Here is a 15,988-nt window from a genome sequence, read left to right as displayed (position 1 = left end):
TCTCCGCAACGCCATAAGCGAGTTGTCAGCCAATGGCGCAGAGACACAAGGTAACGTCCAGAACATTATCAGGCTAATGCCAGTTTTCCAGGGCGCGTCCGGCGGCACCCAGCGCCCGGGACGGTTTCCCGAGCCGGGCGGTCAGCAGCGTCGGGGCCGGCAGACCGGCCATGAGGTCAGCCACTCGCAGTCGCAGCGGCTCGAGGAAGACGGCCTCCCCGGCCTGAGTCAGGTCGGAGCTGATCACGACGTCGAGAGGACCGAGCAGGCCAGCACCGCACGCGATGAGGTCGGCCAGGGCGTCCAGACCCGTGTCCCAGACGCGGCGCGCCTCCCGGTCACCCATTCGCATCGCGCCGAGGAGCGCCTCAAGCCCTGGGACAGGCGAACCGGCACGTCCACCGCGGGGGTCTTCGGAACCGCCGGAGTCATCGACGATACCGGCCGTGTAGCGTCCAACCATCGCGTCCAGGGAGGCAACGTCCTCCAGACGGGCCCTCTCTCCGCTCCAGTCCGGATCGGGGACCATGATCCGGCCGGCCTGGCCGGCCCAGCCGCCACCGCGCACGGGGACGCCATCGAGCAGAACAGCCGCGGAGATGCCGGCACCGACGGACAGGTAGAGGCAGCTCGCCCCTCCCGCTCCCCACCGGCTCTCGGCCCAGGCGCCGCAGCGAACGTCCTGAAAGAGCGCCACCTCAACACGCCCAGTGCCCGTGACGGACCCGGCCGTCCCGGCCACCAGGGCCTGACTCACAAGGCTCCCCAGCGGGAGGTCCTGCAGCCCCAGGTCTGCGCTGTGGCAGATGCGTCCCTGGCTCTCGTCAACGACCCCCGGCACACAGACCCCCACGACCGAGGCCTGCACCTCGGTTCCCAAGGAGGCGACGACGGCGCTGACCTCCTCGACCAGTCGACCTTCGTTTGAACGACAGTCCTTCTGCACAGGGCGTTCCAGGGAGCGGATGACGTGCCCCAGGTCATCGGCAACGACCGCGGTGATGACGTCGGCTCCGACATCGATCCCCAGTGCGGCCGGACACCCCTCGGGGCGGGAGCGCTCGGTTGAGTCAGTGGGACGTCCCATGTGTTCTCTGTTCTCAGGGGCGGGGCGACAGGCGCGCAGACCGTGGCGTCCACGGTGGCCGCACAGGAGGTCACCGCGATGTCGCCACGGGGCCGCTGCCCCGCACGTCGGTGTGATGGACGCCGACGACAGTAGCAAGGTTCGTTTCGCCATGAGTCACTCTCGGCGGGCGACTTCGGGTATCGCTGCTCTATGCTGGCGCCAGTGCACCGACTACCTGCCGCGCGGTAACCCGGATAGGGCACGTAGTTGAGGCACGAATCATGTGCCGTGCTCCAGCGCAGTCTGGGCCCCCGGTCCCACCACCCCTTGAGCTCCAGGAGGATCGAGATGTCTCGGCATGATCGCCATTCGGCCATCCTCGACATCATCATGGACGAGGGCAGCGTCCACATTGATGACATCATCGCCCGTCTCGGCGTCTCGGCCGCCACCGCGCGACGCGACCTCGACCACCTGGCGGACCAGCAGCTGGTCACTCGGACCCGCGGCGGCGCCATCGCCAATCCGGTCTCCACTGAGCTGCCGCTGCGCTACCGCACCTCGCGGATGGCCGATGAGAAGACCCGGATCGCCAAGGCCGCGGCGGCCATGGTGCACCCAGGGGACTCCATCGGTCTCAACGGCGGCACCACCACCACCGAGGTCGCTCGGGAGATCGTGCTCCTGCCGGACCTCACCGATCCGGACGTGCCCGTCACCCTGGTCACCAACGCCGTCAACATCGCCAGTGAGATGACCGTGCGCCAGTGCGTACGCGTCGTCGTCACCGGAGGCATCGCGCGGGACAGGTCCTTCGAGCTCACCGGGCCGCTGGCCGAGCTCATCCTGCCCTCGATCAGCGTGGGTACGCTCTTCCTGGGCGTCGAGGGTCTTGACGAGAGGGGCGCCTACGCCCAGCACGACGGCGAGGCCGCGGTCAATGCCGCCCTGGTCGAGGCGGCCCAACGCGTCGTCGTCGTGTGCGACAGCTCCAAGCTCGGCTCCACCGCCTTCGCCCTCATCTGCCCCACCGCCTCGATCGACGTGGTCATCACCGACGACGGTGCCCCAGCCGACCAGGTCGAGGCCCTGCGTCGGGCAGGAGTCGAGGTGCGGCTGGTCTAGCCTCCAACAAACCTGAGAGCTTTCTCATCCACCCTTAATCGTCGTCTTCCCCTGGCTGGTCAGAATCGTTTCAGAACGATCCAGAACTGACACCAAGGGAAGAGACGATCCATGACAACCGTTCCCCTACGGCTGGCGCTCTACAGTCACGACGCCAAGGGGCTGGGACACCTTCGCCGCAACCTTGCTCTGGCCCATCACCTGGCCCGGGCACTGCCGGGACTCACCGGCCGCGATGTCACCGGCCTGGTCATCACCGGACTGGCTCCGGGACAGGAGCACCGGCTTCCTGAGGGTTTCGACTGGCTGGTGCTGCCGGGGGTCAAGAAGGCCGAGGGCACCTACCTGCCCCAGCGCCTGCGTATCACCCGTGAGGGCCTGGGCCTGGTCCGCAGCGCCCTGCTGTCCGGTGTCCTGACGACCTTCACCCCGGACCTGCTCATCATCGACCGTCATCCCTACGGGGTGCACCAGGAGCTGCGCGAGCCCCTGGCACGTCTGCGTCAGGCGAGCCCCGACGCTCGCGTGGTGCTCGGCCTGCGCGAGATCCTGGACACGCCCGAGACCGTGCAGCGCGAGTGGGAGGAGCTGGGCGAGGCCGACACGCTGCGCCGACTCATCGACGAGGTCTGGGTCTACGGGGACGCCTCGGTCCATGACCTGAGCGCTACTGGCGAGGCTCCGGCGGCGCTGGAGGAGCGGATGCGCTACACCGGCTACCTCGCCCATGGCCGCGACGCCGCAGAAACCACTCATGGCTCTGAGACGTCAGGCGCCTTGGCCGGTAACGCCGAGGTTGCGGAAGCCTTCATCCTGACCACCGCCGGTGGCGGCTCCGACGGCATCAACCTGCTGCGTGCCGCGGCCGCGGCGCGTGTCCCCGACGGGTACCGGCACGTCGTGGTCACCGGCCCCCAGCTCGACGCCGCCCGGTTCCACCAGGTCGCTCAGGCGGCAGGCCCCCGCACCATCGTGCGCCGGACCTGGCCGGGGATGAGCCACCACATCCAGCGGGCCGCAGCGGTCATCTCGATGGCCGGATACAACACGGTCAGCGAGATCCTCGCCTCCGACACCCCGGCTCTCCTCGTCCCCCGTGAGACGCCTCGCCTCGAGCAGTTCATCCGGGCCACCGCTCTGAAGGACGTAGGCGCCACTGACCTCCTGAGAGTCGCGGACCTGAGTGCCGCAGCACTCGAGGACTGGCTCACCGAGCTGCTGCGTGACCAGGATGCCGGCGCTTGCAGCCAGCTGGCAGGGCGACGTCGTCTGCGCCTGGACGGTCTGGAAACCGTCCCCCTGCTCGCCGCCCAGCTCGTCGGCGATCGGAGCGACGGTCTCAACGCCCGACTCAGCCATCTCAACAGTCACACCACCGGCCTCACCAGGATGGAGATCCCCGCATGAATCCCGCAGCCGACAACCACCAGGACATTCGCTACAACGGTGCCCGCATCGGATACGTCCTCAAGGTCTACCCGCGCTTCTCGGAGACCTTCATCGTCACCGAGATCCTGGCCCGCGAGGCCCAGGGCGAGGACCTGAGCATCTACGCGCTGCGCCCCACCACGGACTCGCGCTTCCACCCCGAGATCGCCCGGGTGGCCGCCCGGGTCAACTGGGTGAACCGGCCGGTACGGGCCATCGACCTGTGGAGCCAGTTCACGGACGGTCTGACCCGCAAGGACGACCGCGAGCGCTTCGCCGCCATCATGCCGGTGCTGGCCGACCTTCCCGGTGACGAGGTGGCTCAGGGCGTGGAGCTGGCACGTCAGGCGCGCAGGGACTCCATCACGCATCTGCACGCCCACTTCGCGTCTCTGGCGGGCCGGGTGGCATGGATCGCCTCGGCCCTGACCGGTATCCCCTACACCGTGACCACCCACGCCAAGGACATCTTCCACGAGTCGGTGGACCCCGTGTGGCTGCGTCGCATCTGCGCCGACGCGCAGCGGGTCATCGCCATCAGCCGGTACAACAAGGAGCACCTGAGGAAGGTGCTGGCGGGCACGGGGGCCACGGTGTCCCTGCGCTACAACGCCATTGAGCTCGACCGCTTCTCCTACCGCGCTCCGCTACCCGTGCCGGCCGGGAACTCACGGCCGCTACGGGTGTGCGCCGTCGGGCGCCTGGTTCCCAAGAAAGGCTTCGCGGACCTGATCGAGGCGGTGCGGATCCTGGTGAGCTCCGGTGTCGACGTCGAGGTCGATCTGGCCGGTGACGGCGACGAACGTGAGCGCCTGACCGCGCAGATCGACCGCCTGGGTCTGACGGACCGGATCCGACTCCTGGGTCCGCTCACACAGGCGGAGGTGCGTGGCCTGCTGGAGCGCTCGGACGTCTTCGCAGCGCCCTGCATCGAGGCGGCCGATGGCAATATCGACGGTCTTCCCACGGTGATCCTGGAGGCGATGGCCTGCGGGACGCCGGTGGTGGCCACGGCGGTCTCGGGGCTGCCGGAGGTGGTTCGCGACGGTGTCACCGGACTCCTGCTGCCGCCGGGGGACCCGACCGAGCTGGCGGTTGCCCTGCGCAGGATCGCGCTGGGCGAGGTCGACACCGTCTCCCTGTCTCGTGGGGCGCGGTCACTGATCGAGGAGCACTTCGACTCCCGCGCCCAGGCCGAGGTCCTGGCCGCCTGGCAGTCGGGCCCCCGCCCCGCTCCCGCCATGTCCCTGACCGATCAAGAAGGAGCCGCCTGATGCGGATCGCCTACATCTGCTGCGACCCGGGCATCCCGGTGTTCGGGACCAAGGGCGCCTCGGTGCACATCCAGGAGGTCGTCCGCGAACTGCGATCCATTGGCCACGAGGTGGCCCTGTACGCCGTGCGCTCCGGCAAGCACGTTCCCGACGACCTCACCGACCTCGAGCTGCACCTGGAGGCCGTGGCCGACGTCGAGCCCGCTGAGCGGGAGCAGGCGCAGGCGCACGCCGCGGAGCGGATCGTCTCCCGGGTGATCGCCGACGGCGCCGACCTGGTCTACGAGCGCTACTCCCTGTTCTCCACGGCGCTTGCTGACATCACGGCCGCCACCGGTGTTCCCGGGATCCTGGAGGTCAATGCTCCGCTGATCGATGAGCAGCGTCGTCACCGCTCGCTGGTGGACGCCTCCGGCGCGGCGCAGGTGCTGCGCCGTCAGGTGGCGGCCGCCCGGGCCACAGTGTGCGTCTCGGACCCGGTGGCCGACTGGGTGCGTCGTCGCACCGCCGACCTGTCCGATACCGGTGCGGACGCGGACGATGTCGCCAACAGGATCCACACGGTTCCCAACGGTGTGAGTGTGCGCCGTATTCAGCCCCAGCCGGAGGACCCGAGCCGGGTGGTCGTCACCTTCGTGGGGACTCTGAAGCCCTGGCACGGGGTGGCCGACCTCATCACGTCGGCGGCCCTGGCGCGTGAGAGCTGGAGCCTGCGGATCATTGGTGACGGCCCCGAGATGGAGTCGCTGCGTGCTCAGGCCGAGCGCCTCGGGGTGGAGGTGGACTTCCGCGGGGCGGTCGCTCCGCAGGATATCCCCGCCCACCTGGCGGGCTCGGCGATCGGAGTGGCCCCTTACCCGGATCTGGGCGGGGGCGAGCAGCAGTACTTCTCCCCCATGAAGGTCCTGGAGTACCTAGCCGCGGGGCTCGCGGTCGTGGCCTCCGACGTCGGGCAGGTCCCCCAGCTGCTTGAGGACGGCTCTGGCCGGCACGGCGTACTCGTGGCCCCCTCGGACCCCACGGCCCTGGCCGCAGCCCTGGATGATCTGGCGGCATGTCCGGATCGGCGCGCCCGCATGGGCCGCGGCGGGCGCCTTCTGGCCGAGGAGCGCCACTCCTGGCGTCGGACCGTCGACCGGATCCTGGAGCTGGCCGGGCTCGCTCAGGATGGTGAGCGGTGATGGGTGCTCCTGCGTGTCGGCAGACTGCCCGGCCGCACCGCTCCCCCATGCGCCAGACCCTGCGCCTGGTGGGGCCCGATGCCGCGCCGCAGTGGCGCCTCATGGCCGGGGGCACGGTGGTGCTTCTGGCAGAGGTGGTCTTCCGGGTGCTGGAGCCCTGGCCCCTGAAGATCGCCATCGACTCGTTGGTGGCGGCGCTGGGTAAGCACACGGGCATCGCGCCCGCCACGGTCTCCTCCTTGGTGGGTCTGGGCGTGGTCCTCCTGGTGATCGTGGCCGGTCGGGCGTTGTGCAGCTACCTGGCCACCGTGGCCTTCGCCCTGGTCGGCTCACGCACGGCGGCCTCCCTGCGCAGCCGGGCCTTCCACCACGTGCAGGGGCTCTCCCAGCAGTTCCACGCCCGCAACCGCAGCGCGGACACGGTTCAGCGGCTCATCGCCGACGTCAACCGCATGCAGGAGGTGGCCGTCACCGCCGGCCTGCCGATGGCCGCCAATACCTTGACCCTGCTGGTCATGGTCGTGGTCATGGTGTTCCTGGACCCGCTACTGGCCATGATCGTGGTCGTGGCGGTGGTGGCCTTCGCGATCGCTTCCTCCGGCAACTCGCGGCGGATCTCCGCGGCCTCCCTGCGCAGCCGCAAGTCGGAGGGGAACCTGGCCAACACTGCCCAGGAGGCGCTCGGTGCCATCAAGGTGGTCCAGGCCTACGGTCTGGAGCCCCTGCTGCACGAGCGCTTCACGGGGGCCAACACTATCTCTCTGAGCGAGGGAGTGCGTTCGCGCCGCATCGCCGCGCGCCTGGAGCGTTCCACGGACGTCATCGTCGGCGTGGCCACCGCCGTGGTCATGGTCGGCGGGGGCATCCGAGTTCTGAACGGTGCCATGTCTCCCGGAGACCTGGTGCTCTTCACGACCTACCTGCGCACCACCATGAAGCCGCTTCGGGACATGGCCAAGTACACCGGCCGCATCGCTCGGGCGGCGGCCTCGGGTGAACGGGTGGCCGACCTCATGGCGGTCGAGCCCGAGATCGTCTCGCCTTGCGACGCCACTGTCCTGGACCGGGTTCACGGCATGGTCCACTTCGACCACGTCCACGCCGCTTACGACGGCCGGCAGGTGCTTCACGGCGTGAGCCTGACGGTGGTCCCCGGTGAGCACGTGGCCCTCGTGGGGCCGTCGGGCTCGGGCAAGTCCACCCTGGTGTCCCTGGTGGTGCGGGCACTGGATCCGACGTCGGGCACGGTCAGCCTCGACGGGCACAGCCTGAACGAGCTGGACCTGAAGTTCCTGCGCTCGCAGGTCTCGGTCCTGCACCAGGAGGCGGTGCTGCTGACCGGCACGATCCGCGAGAACATCCGTCTGGGGCGGCCCGACGCCTCCGACGATGAGGTGGAGGCGGCCGCACGCGCCGCCCACGCCCACGACTTCATCACCCAGATGCCCGACGGCTACGACACGGCCGTGGGCGAGCGGGGCGGCACCCTCTCCGGGGGGCAGCGTCAGCGCATCGCCATCGCCCGGGCGCTGCTGCGAGACTCGCCGATCGTCATTCTGGACGAGGCGACCACCGGGCTGGACCCGGCCTCGACGTCGGCGGTGCTCGAGGCGATCGACGAGCTGGTGGCCGGACGCACGACCCTGACCGTCACCCACGACCCGCAGGCCGCCATGCGCGCCGACCGGGTGGTGTGGATCCAGGACGGGCGGATCCGGCTGGATGGGAGTCCTCAGCGCCTCATGGACACCTCGGCCGAGTTCCGCCGGTGGGCGAACAGCCCCCTGTCGGACTTATTCGCCCTGGAGGGGAGCGGATCGTGAACCTGCCAACGATCTCCACAGCGACCACAGCCGACGCCGTCTGCGCGGTTCTCGATGCCGACCGGCTCAGTGAGCTCCTCGGCCAACCAGTGCGGGCAGACCGGCTGCGCATCAAGCCGAACGTCTCGGTCCTGGTGTCCTTGACGGAGCGCTCCACTGGGCTCACGTCCGGGTGGGCGCGGCTGCTCTGGCCGGTCTCGCACTCCAAGGCCGCCCAGGCCGAGCGCCTGGCCACCTCCCTGGGGCTCGACCAAGCTCCGGTCACCCGGTCCACAGGCGGCGACCTGCTGCTGCAGAGCGGTCCGGTCCGCACCGACCCCAAGCTGGCCGAGCCGATGGCGGGCGCCGCCCGCCAGGGGGTACTGAGATCCTGGGAGGCTAGGGACGTTCTACGCTACAACCCCTCACGGCGCCTCGTACTGCGAGACGGCTCCACGGTGCTGCGGATGCGTGCTCAGGCCGGCAGCCCGGCCGACGACGTCCATCGCGCCCTGTCCGAGTTCCTCCCGGTCCCGCGTCTGCTCGATTCTGAGGCCGTGGCCCGGTGCGAGGGACATGTCAGCCTCCAGCAGTGGTGCGGCGACACGAACTTGGCCGAGCTCTCCGACGACCGTACCGCTGAGCACGCCACATCCGAGGCCGTCACCGAGTCCGCAGCCGATGCCACGCGGCGCGTGGGGGCGCTGCTGGCCGAGCTGCACTCCTGCGTAGAAGCCCTGAGGCCGGACCTCGTCTACAGGCTGCCTCACCAGCATCCCGATCCTCGGGACCTGGCCGAGGTTCACGCCCGTCAGCTCGATGTCCTCGATCCCGAGCTGGCCCGCCGCGTGCGGGCGGTGGGCGGCATGCTGCCCACCCGGTCGTCTGGCGAGCCGGTCCTCACCCACGGCGATGCCTCCCCCGACCAGGTGCTGTACGAGCGCTCCACCGGGCAGATCTGGCTGACCGACTTCGACCGGGTGCGCCTAGCCCCAGCGGCCACCGATCTGGGCTCCTACCTCGCGATGGCCCCGACCTCCCAGGGGCGTGCCCTGCTGGAGGGCTACGCCGAGCACCGACCGGTGCCCGCTGCCGAACAGCTGGGGGTGGCGGTCGCCCGCTCGCGCCTGGCGCGGCTGGCCGATCCTCTGCGCCATGCCGATCCGTCCTGGCGAGAGCGCATCGGAATGGAGCTGGCCGCCATTGAGAGCATCGCCCGGTCACCTGAGAAGGAGACCGCCTGGGCATGACAGAAGTCTCGACTACGACACAGATGACTGAGATGACACAGAAACCAGAGATGAACGGCATGCTGAGCACGCTGCGCGCGATCCCAGGGCTGCGCCGCGCCTGGCCCGAGCACCGGGACTCGGGCTCCACGAGCGTGAGCATCGAGTGCGTCGACGGCAAGGGCCGTCTGCGCGCCGGGCACGTCACCGCCGGAGCGGCTCCCGACCTGCTGCCCTATGCCACTGACCCGGCCCTGCCGGCCCTATCCGCGCGCCTGACCGGAGCGCTCGTCGTCCACCGCGCCGGCCGCCGCGCAGTGGTGATGGAGGAGACGCGGGTCCGCAAGATCGTGCGGCCGCACCGGGCCGCAGCACTGGTGCGAGCGCACACGACAGCCGCCTCGCTCCTGAGGATCACTGGCCTGCGCACCCCCCGGATCCTGGATAGCAGTGACGACATCGACGACGTCATCGACCTCGAGCTGTTGCCCGGCCGCAGCCTTGACGCGCTCGGCGACACCGGTCTGCCCGCGTGGAGGCGCCTGGCGGACTCCTGGGCCCACCTGGCCCACGGCGAGGCGGACCTGCCCGTCCACGGGCCGCGTCAGGAGGCCGAGGTGCTGCGCCGATGGTGTGCCTCCGCCCAACGCCACGGCGTCATCGACCAGCCGGCTCTCCTGCACGAGCAGGTGGTGGACACCTGCCTGAGCCTGCGGGAGGACGACGGAGTGCGCATCATCGCCCACCGCGACCTCCACGACGGTCAGCTTCTGTGGGACGGAATCGAGCTGTCCCTGCTCGACCTGGACACCGCGGCCACGGCCGAGGCGGCCCTCGACCTGGGCAACCTCTGGGCCCATGCGGACCTCATGGCGGTTCGGGGCCGGCTCGGTCCCGAGGCCCACGCACAGGTCCGCGGGCTGCTCGACAACATGGCCCGCACGCTGCCCACGACGGCGGATCGTCTGGAGACCTACTACCGCTCGTCGGCGCTGCGACTCGTCTTCGTCCACGCCTTCCGGCCCGCTGCCCACCAGTGGCTGCCCGTCTGGGTGCACCACTGCCTGGGGAACGCCTCGCCTTTCGCCCCCCTCAACCTCAGCAACGATTGGAACAACTCATGACCCCTCTCAAGCTCACTGTCATCGGCTGCGGATACCTCGGTGCCGTCCACGCCGCCGCCATGGCCCACCTGGGACACCATGTTCTGGGAATCGATACCCGGACCGAGCAGGTCGAGGCCCTCTCCCAGGGCCGCGCCCCCTTCTACGAGCCGGGCCTGCCCGAGCTGCTGATCACCGGCGCCCAGCAGGGCGACCTGCGCTTCACCTCAGCGCCGACGGCGGCAGAACTGGCCGAGGCCGATGTCCACTTCATCGCTGTGGGCACCCCGCAGTCCGCCACCGGCGGTGAGGCGGATCTGAGCCAGCTGTGGAGCGTAGTCGACATGCTTCATGACGCCCTGCCCGAGGGCGGGCGCAGCGTCGTGGTGGGCAAGTCGACTGTTCCGGTCGGCACCGCCCAGCAGGTGGCCGAGCGCCTGGCCGGCCGCGCCCTGGTGCTGTGGAACCCCGAGTTCCTGCGTGAGGGCTTCGCCGTGGCCGACACCCTCCACCCCGACCGCATCGTCTACGGGGTGCCCACCGACTCCCGCGACGCCCAGGAGGCCCAGGCCGCTCTCGACGCCGTCTACCAGCCCCTGCTGGAGGAGGGCATCCCCCGGATCGTCACCGACTACCCCACCGCGGAGCTGGTCAAGACCGCGGCGAACTCCTTCCTGGCCACCAAGATCAGCTTCATCAACGCCATGGCCCACCTGTGCGACACGGCTGGTGCCGACGTCACCGTCCTGGCCGACGCGATCGGTCACGACCCGCGCATCGGCAGGCGCTTCCTCCAGGCCGGGGTCGGGTTCGGCGGAGGCTGTCTGCCCAAGGACATCCGGGCGCTGCAGGCCAGCGCCGCACTGCACGGCGCCACGCACCTGGCGGACCTGCTGGGGCAGGTCGACTCCATCAACCGCGAGCAGCGCGACCGGATCGTCGACCTGGCCCGCACCCACCTGGGAGGCGACCTCTCCGGCAGGGCGATCACCATCTTGGGGGCCGCCTTCAAGCCCATGAGCGACGACGTACGCGACTCCCCCGCCCTGGACGTCGCCTCCCGCCTGGTCGATCTTGGGGCGAAGGTCACCGTCTGCGACCCGCAGGCCCTGCCCGTCGTGTCCCGGTCCCATCCCCACCTCACTGCGGTGGAAGACCCCCGTGCCGCGCTCAAGGGCGCCGAGCTCGTGCTGCTGCTGACTGAGTGGGACCAGTTCGTGTCCCTCGACCCCACCGACGCCGCCACCGTGGTCGCCGACCGCATCATCATCGACGGACGCAATGCCCTGGACCCGGTGGCCTGGCGCCGAGCGGGGTGGACCTACGCGGGGGTGGGACGCTGAGCATTACAACTGGCGGCTCCGCCCGTGCCCGGACTCACCGGGCGGAGCCTGGTGAGTCCGGGCACAATGGCGACGTGACCTCACTGATGCCCACCCGTACCTTCACCATAGGTACCCGCGTCATGTGGGCGATCGTGCTGGTCGCCAGTATCGCACTGGTCACCTGCGGGGCGATCGTGTGGGCACTGGGACACTCGAGCGTGTCGGCCGACGCCACGAACCGGCTTGAGCACAGCCGCGACCGGATCCGCCAGCTGGCCGCCGACCGCGTCGATCCCTCCAGCGGCCGGCCCCTGGAGGACGTCTCCTCTGTTCTTCGCGTCCACATCCAGCGCACCGCGGAGGGGCCGGGTGAGGCCGAGCTCGGATTCGTGGGGACCAACTCCAACACGGTACTGACCTGGGTGTCCTCGGACAACGTCTCCTTCCGCCCGGAGGAGGACACCGACCTGCTCAAGCGAGTGACCTCCCAGGCCGCAGCATCGGAGTCAGTCATCGAGACGGTACGCACCCCCTCATCGAACTACCGGGTTCTCGTCGTCCCGGTCCAGGGCGGTTCCCAACACGGGGCGCTCGTGCACGTCATCGACCTCAAGGTTGCCGAGTCCCAGCTTCAGCGCACCATGGCCTTCTACGCCGCGGCGGCCGTTTTCACCGTCGCCCTGGTGACGGGCCTGGCCTGGTTCGCCGTCGAGCGGCTCCTGCGCCCCATCGAGCAGCTGCGGCGCGCCACCGAGTCCATCGGCGAGGACGACCTGACCACCCGGGTCCCGGTCAAGGGCCGAGACGACCTGACCGCCCTGGCCGCGACCGTCAACCGGATGCTCGACCGGGTCCAGACCTCGGTGGAGGCGCAGCGCAACCTGCTCGACGACGTCGGCCACGAGCTGCGTACGCCCATCGCCGTGGTCCGTGGGCACCTTGAGCTCACCGACCCGGCCGACTCCGAGGAGGTGCACCAGACCCAGCTGCTGGCCATTGACGAGCTCGACCGGATGGGAGTGCTCATCGATGATCTGATCCTGCTGGCCAAGAGCGCCCAGAGCGACTTCGTCACACCGGTGGACACCGACGTCGCCGAGCTCACCGAACTGGTCTTCGACAAGTCCCTCGCCCTGGGTGAGCGCCGCTGGCAGCTGGAGTCGGTGGCCTTCACCCGGGCCATGATCGACCCCACCCGAATCACCCAGGCCTGGCTCCAGCTGGTGGCCAACGCCGTGAAGTACTCCGAGAACTGCAGCACCGTCCGTCTGGGCTCCGCTGTCCGGGACAAACACCTGCGGATGTGGGTGGGTGACGAGGGCATCGGGATTCCCCCCGAGGAAGTCGACGTCGTACGCCAGCGGTTCAAACGCACCACCAGCGCTCAGGAACTGGCCTCGGGAACAGGTCTGGGACTGAGTATCGTGGAGACGATCGTCGCAGCGCACGGCGGACGGCTGGACATACACTCCCAGGTGGGAGAGGGCTCGGTGTTTACCATGAGGATCCCCCTGGCACCTGTTCCAGGCGCCAAGATCTCGTCCGAGTCGGGCGCCCCCGATCCGCACACCCTCAAGGAGTGAATCCGCTATGAGCAGCATCCTGATCGTTGAGGACGAGCCCCGGATCGTCGCCTTCCTCACCAAGGGACTCAAGGCGGCCGGGTTCACCACGCACACCACCTCTGCGGGCCTGGAGGCCGTGACGCTCGCGCTCCAGGAGAGCTTCGACCTCATCATCCTGGACGTGGGCCTTCCCGACATCGACGGCTTCGAGGTGCTCCAGCGGCTTCGCGGTCAGGGGGTAGCGGCGCCGGTCATCATGCTCACGGCGCGCTCCTCGGTGGCCGACCGCGTCGCCGGCCTCGAGGGCGGCGCCGACGACTACATACCCAAACCGTTCTCCTTCGAGGAGCTCCTGGCCCGTATCCGGGTACGGCTGCGTCCGGAGGTCACAGGAACCGACCAGATGCGGTTGACCCACCGCGACATGGTCCTCGACCTGCGCACCCGCACCCTGGAACTGGAGGGTCGGAAGGTGGAGCTCTCCGCCAGGGAGTTCGCCCTGGCCGAGACCTTCATGCGTCACCCCGGTCAGGTTCTCAGCCGCGAACAGCTCCTGAGCGCCGTGTGGGGGCTGGACTTCGACCCGGGGTCCAATGTGGTGGAGGTCTATGTCTCCTACCTGCGCAACAAGCTGGGCAAGGACCGGGTGGAGACGGTGCGCGGCATGGGCTACCGGCTCGTCTGACTCCGGCCCCTCGAGCATCCGGGGCGGCTGGTCAGTGCGTCATGCGCGTCAGTCGTCGATGTCGTTGTCATGGTCGTCAGTGTCGACGTCGGGCACCGAGCCCTTCGCGTCGTCGTCATCGTCGCTGACGTTCGAGTTGCCGTTACCGGATCTCTCGTTCGTGGCGGGGACGGCAGGGGCGGCGGGCGCCACCTGACGGACGCCATGGTCGACGGCGACCGGCGGCTCGGGCTCAACCTGCTGGGGCGAGTGGCCCGGAGCCCCGGAGGACTCCGCCTCGACATCGTGCTGCTCATACTGGGTGCTGCTGGCACCGCCGACCTGGCCCGGTGACACGGAGGTCGAGGACTGCGACGAGGTCTCCCCGGGGGTACCGTTCAGGACGATGCCCGGCTCACTCGCGGACTCGGTGGGGTGGAAGAACACCATACGGGTGACCCCGACCAGGAGCCCCGCAGTGACGACCACGACCGCCGTAGCGATGACGCGCCCGCGGCCGACCCGGCGAATCAGGTTACGCATACAGTGCCCCCTTGTCCGGCTTCTGTCTGACTTCCCTGCACGTGTTCCCCCAGCCCCACAATTTTACCTGAATTCGTGAGGCCGTCATCAACCGTAACACAAACGACACATTAAAGCGTGGGTACGAGGTACGAGAGAGGCTCGGAACGATCGCAGAGAGGGAATGAAGCCAACACGGAGCGGCTCAGGGTCGGGTGTGCCCGTCGCCCTCGACGATCCAGGTGGTCGTGGTCAGCTCGGTCAGCCCCATGGGTCCGCGGGCGTGGAGCTTCTGGGTGGAGATGCCCAGCTCCGCCCCCAGCCCGAGCTGGCCGCCGTCGGTGAAGCGGGTCGAGGCGTTGACCATGATGGCTGCTGAGTCCATGCCCGCGATGAAGTCGTTGATAACGCTCACGTCCTGGGCGAGAATCGCCTCGGTGTGCCCGGTGGTGTGGGCCCGGATATGGTCGATGGCCTCATCCAGGCTCTCGACAACGCGCACGGCCAGGTCCAGCGAGCCGTACTCGGTGTCCCAATCCTCCTCGGTGGCCTCGGTCAGGAGGGCCTCGCATCCGCTGCCGGTGGCGGTTTCGGTCAGGATCCGGTGGGCGACGGGGTCGGCGTGCAACGCGGTGTTCCGGTCCCACAGGGCTGTGGCCGCGTCCGGCAGGTAGGCGGCGGCCACGTCGGCGTGGACCAGGAGAGTCTCGGCAGCGTTGCACACGCCGACGCGCTGGGTCTTGGCATTGACGATGATGTCCATCGCGGCCTGGAGATCGGCGCTGGCGTCCACGTAGACGTGGCAGTTCCCCGAGCCGGTCTCGATGACCGGAACGGTGGACTGCTCGACGACGGTGCGAATGAGACCGGCCCCGCCGCGAGGCACGAGGGCGTCGACCAGGCCGTGGGCCCGCATGAGGGCGCGGGCCCCGTCCCGTCCGGCGGCGTCCACGCTCGTGACGAGGTCCGCGGGCAGTCCCTGAGAGTCCAGGGCACTGCGCAGGGCCGCCACGATGGCGGCGTTGGAGTCCTGGGCGGCGCTGCCTCCACGCAGGATGATGGCGTTGCCGGACTTGACGGCCAGGGCGGCGGTGTCGACGGTGACGTTGGGGCGGGCCTCGTAGATCATGCCGACGACGCCCAGGGGCACCCGCACCCGGCGCACCCGCAGCCCGTTGGGCATGACCGAGCCGTCGACGACCTGCCCCACGGGGTCGGGCAGGGCCGCGACCTCCCGCAGGGAGTCGGCGATGCCTGCCAGGCGGCCGGCGTCAAGAGCCAGGCGGTCCAGGAGTCCGGGCTTCATCCCGGAGTCGTGTCCGCGCTCCAGGTCGGCGGCGTTGGCGCTCAGGATGGCCTCGGTGTGCTCGGTGAGGCTGTGGGCCATGGCCTCCAGGGCGGCGTCCTTGACGGCGCGCGGGGCTCTGGCCAGGCTTCGTTGCGCGGTGCGGGCGGCGCGGGCGGCTGCGGTGACGAGCTCGTGGGCGTCGACGTCGTTCATGGGACCACCATAGAAGAATCCCCTCGTCAGGAGGAGTCCCAGCGGACCGGGCAAACCACTGGCGGGAAGGCGGCGACTGCATTCACGGCCCGGCGGGAGGCTGACCAGAGGGCTGCTGCGGGAGCGAGTGGCTCACCCACCCATCGTGTCCTACCGATCGCTCGAATCGCCGCAGTTCACTCCTGTTCCTGAGGTGACAT

The 15,988-nt window shown here is 69.5% G+C and carries 13 protein-coding genes; 10 read left to right on the top strand and 3 right to left on the bottom strand.

All coding sequences use genetic code 11. The annotated features are described in order from the left end of the window. Positions 1 to 73: 73 nt before the first annotated feature. Positions 74 to 1,087, bottom strand: a complete 1,014-nt coding sequence (locus BQ8008_RS03310; RefSeq protein ID WP_108832792.1) for an ROK family protein — start codon at positions 1,085 to 1,087, stop codon at positions 74 to 76. Between the two features lie 330 nt (positions 1,088 to 1,417). On the opposite strand from BQ8008_RS03310, the gene BQ8008_RS03305 reads away from it, so the two are divergent. The 10 genes from BQ8008_RS03305 to BQ8008_RS03260 all read left to right on the top strand — a co-directional run bounded on the left by BQ8008_RS03305 (position 1,418) and on the right by BQ8008_RS03260 (position 13,786). Then, a complete protein-coding gene (locus BQ8008_RS03305) occupies positions 1,418 to 2,194 on the top strand; it encodes a DeoR/GlpR family DNA-binding transcription regulator (RefSeq protein ID WP_108832791.1) in 777 nt (258 codons plus the stop codon). A gap of 111 nt (positions 2,195 to 2,305) precedes the next feature. Then, the gene (locus tag BQ8008_RS03300) at positions 2,306 to 3,601 is read left to right on the top strand and encodes a glycosyltransferase family protein (protein ID WP_108832790.1); all 1,296 of its coding nucleotides are present in this window, start codon (positions 2,306 to 2,308) and stop codon (positions 3,599 to 3,601) included. After that, positions 3,598 to 4,896 carry a glycosyltransferase gene (locus tag BQ8008_RS03295; RefSeq protein WP_108832789.1) on the top strand — a complete coding sequence of 433 codons (1,299 nt, stop codon included), beginning with the start codon at positions 3,598 to 3,600 and terminating at the stop codon, positions 4,894 to 4,896. The genes BQ8008_RS03300 and BQ8008_RS03295 overlap by 4 nt, the downstream gene beginning before the upstream one ends. Further along, on the top strand, positions 4,896 to 6,077 hold the full coding sequence (locus BQ8008_RS03290) for a glycosyltransferase family 4 protein (protein ID WP_108832788.1): 1,182 nt from the start codon (positions 4,896 to 4,898) through the stop codon (positions 6,075 to 6,077). Before BQ8008_RS03295 ends, BQ8008_RS03290 begins: the two co-directional genes overlap by 1 nt. 47 nt (positions 6,078 to 6,124) lie before the next feature. Continuing rightward, positions 6,125 to 7,900 (top strand): ABC transporter ATP-binding protein, encoded by a 1,776-nt coding sequence (locus BQ8008_RS03285; protein ID WP_108832787.1) that lies wholly within the window; start codon positions 6,125 to 6,127, stop codon positions 7,898 to 7,900. Then, entirely contained in the window at positions 7,897 to 9,129 is a 1,233-nt protein-coding gene (locus BQ8008_RS03280) for an aminoglycoside phosphotransferase family protein (RefSeq protein ID WP_108832786.1), read from the top strand. Before BQ8008_RS03285 ends, BQ8008_RS03280 begins: the two co-directional genes overlap by 4 nt. A 32-nt stretch (positions 9,130 to 9,161) precedes the next feature. Next, positions 9,162 to 10,232, top strand: a complete 1,071-nt coding sequence (locus BQ8008_RS03275) for a phosphotransferase (protein ID WP_234415202.1) — start codon at positions 9,162 to 9,164, stop codon at positions 10,230 to 10,232. Beyond that, entirely contained in the window at positions 10,229 to 11,554 is a 1,326-nt protein-coding gene (locus tag BQ8008_RS03270; protein ID WP_108832784.1) for a UDP-glucose dehydrogenase family protein, read from the top strand. The genes BQ8008_RS03275 and BQ8008_RS03270 overlap by 4 nt, the downstream gene beginning before the upstream one ends. Positions 11,555 to 11,628: 74 nt before the next feature. Further along, positions 11,629 to 13,119: a sensor histidine kinase gene (locus BQ8008_RS03265; protein WP_234415201.1), complete on the top strand. Its 1,491-nt coding sequence runs from the start codon at positions 11,629 to 11,631 to the stop codon at positions 13,117 to 13,119. 7 nt (positions 13,120 to 13,126) lie between these two features. Further along, positions 13,127 to 13,786 (top strand): response regulator transcription factor, encoded by a 660-nt coding sequence (locus tag BQ8008_RS03260; protein ID WP_108832783.1) that lies wholly within the window; start codon positions 13,127 to 13,129, stop codon positions 13,784 to 13,786. 48 nt (positions 13,787 to 13,834) lie between these two features. Here BQ8008_RS03260 and BQ8008_RS03255 read toward each other — a convergent pair whose 3' ends face one another. Then, a complete protein-coding gene (locus BQ8008_RS03255; RefSeq protein WP_108832782.1) occupies positions 13,835 to 14,308 on the bottom strand; it encodes a ubiquitin carboxyl-hydrolase in 474 nt (157 codons plus the stop codon). Positions 14,309 to 14,492: 184 nt separating this feature from the next. Further along, complete coding sequence (locus BQ8008_RS03250) at positions 14,493 to 15,788, bottom strand: glutamate-5-semialdehyde dehydrogenase (RefSeq protein WP_108832781.1); 1,296 nt, start codon at positions 15,786 to 15,788, stop codon at positions 14,493 to 14,495. Positions 15,789 to 15,988: the final 200 nt, after the last annotated feature.

This window comes from Actinomyces sp. Marseille-P3109 (assembly GCF_900323545.1).
Lineage (GTDB): Bacteria > Actinomycetota > Actinomycetes > Actinomycetales > Actinomycetaceae > Actinomyces.
The sequence above is the reverse complement of the archived record's forward strand: the minus strand, read 5'-3'. Positions and strand labels throughout refer to the sequence as shown.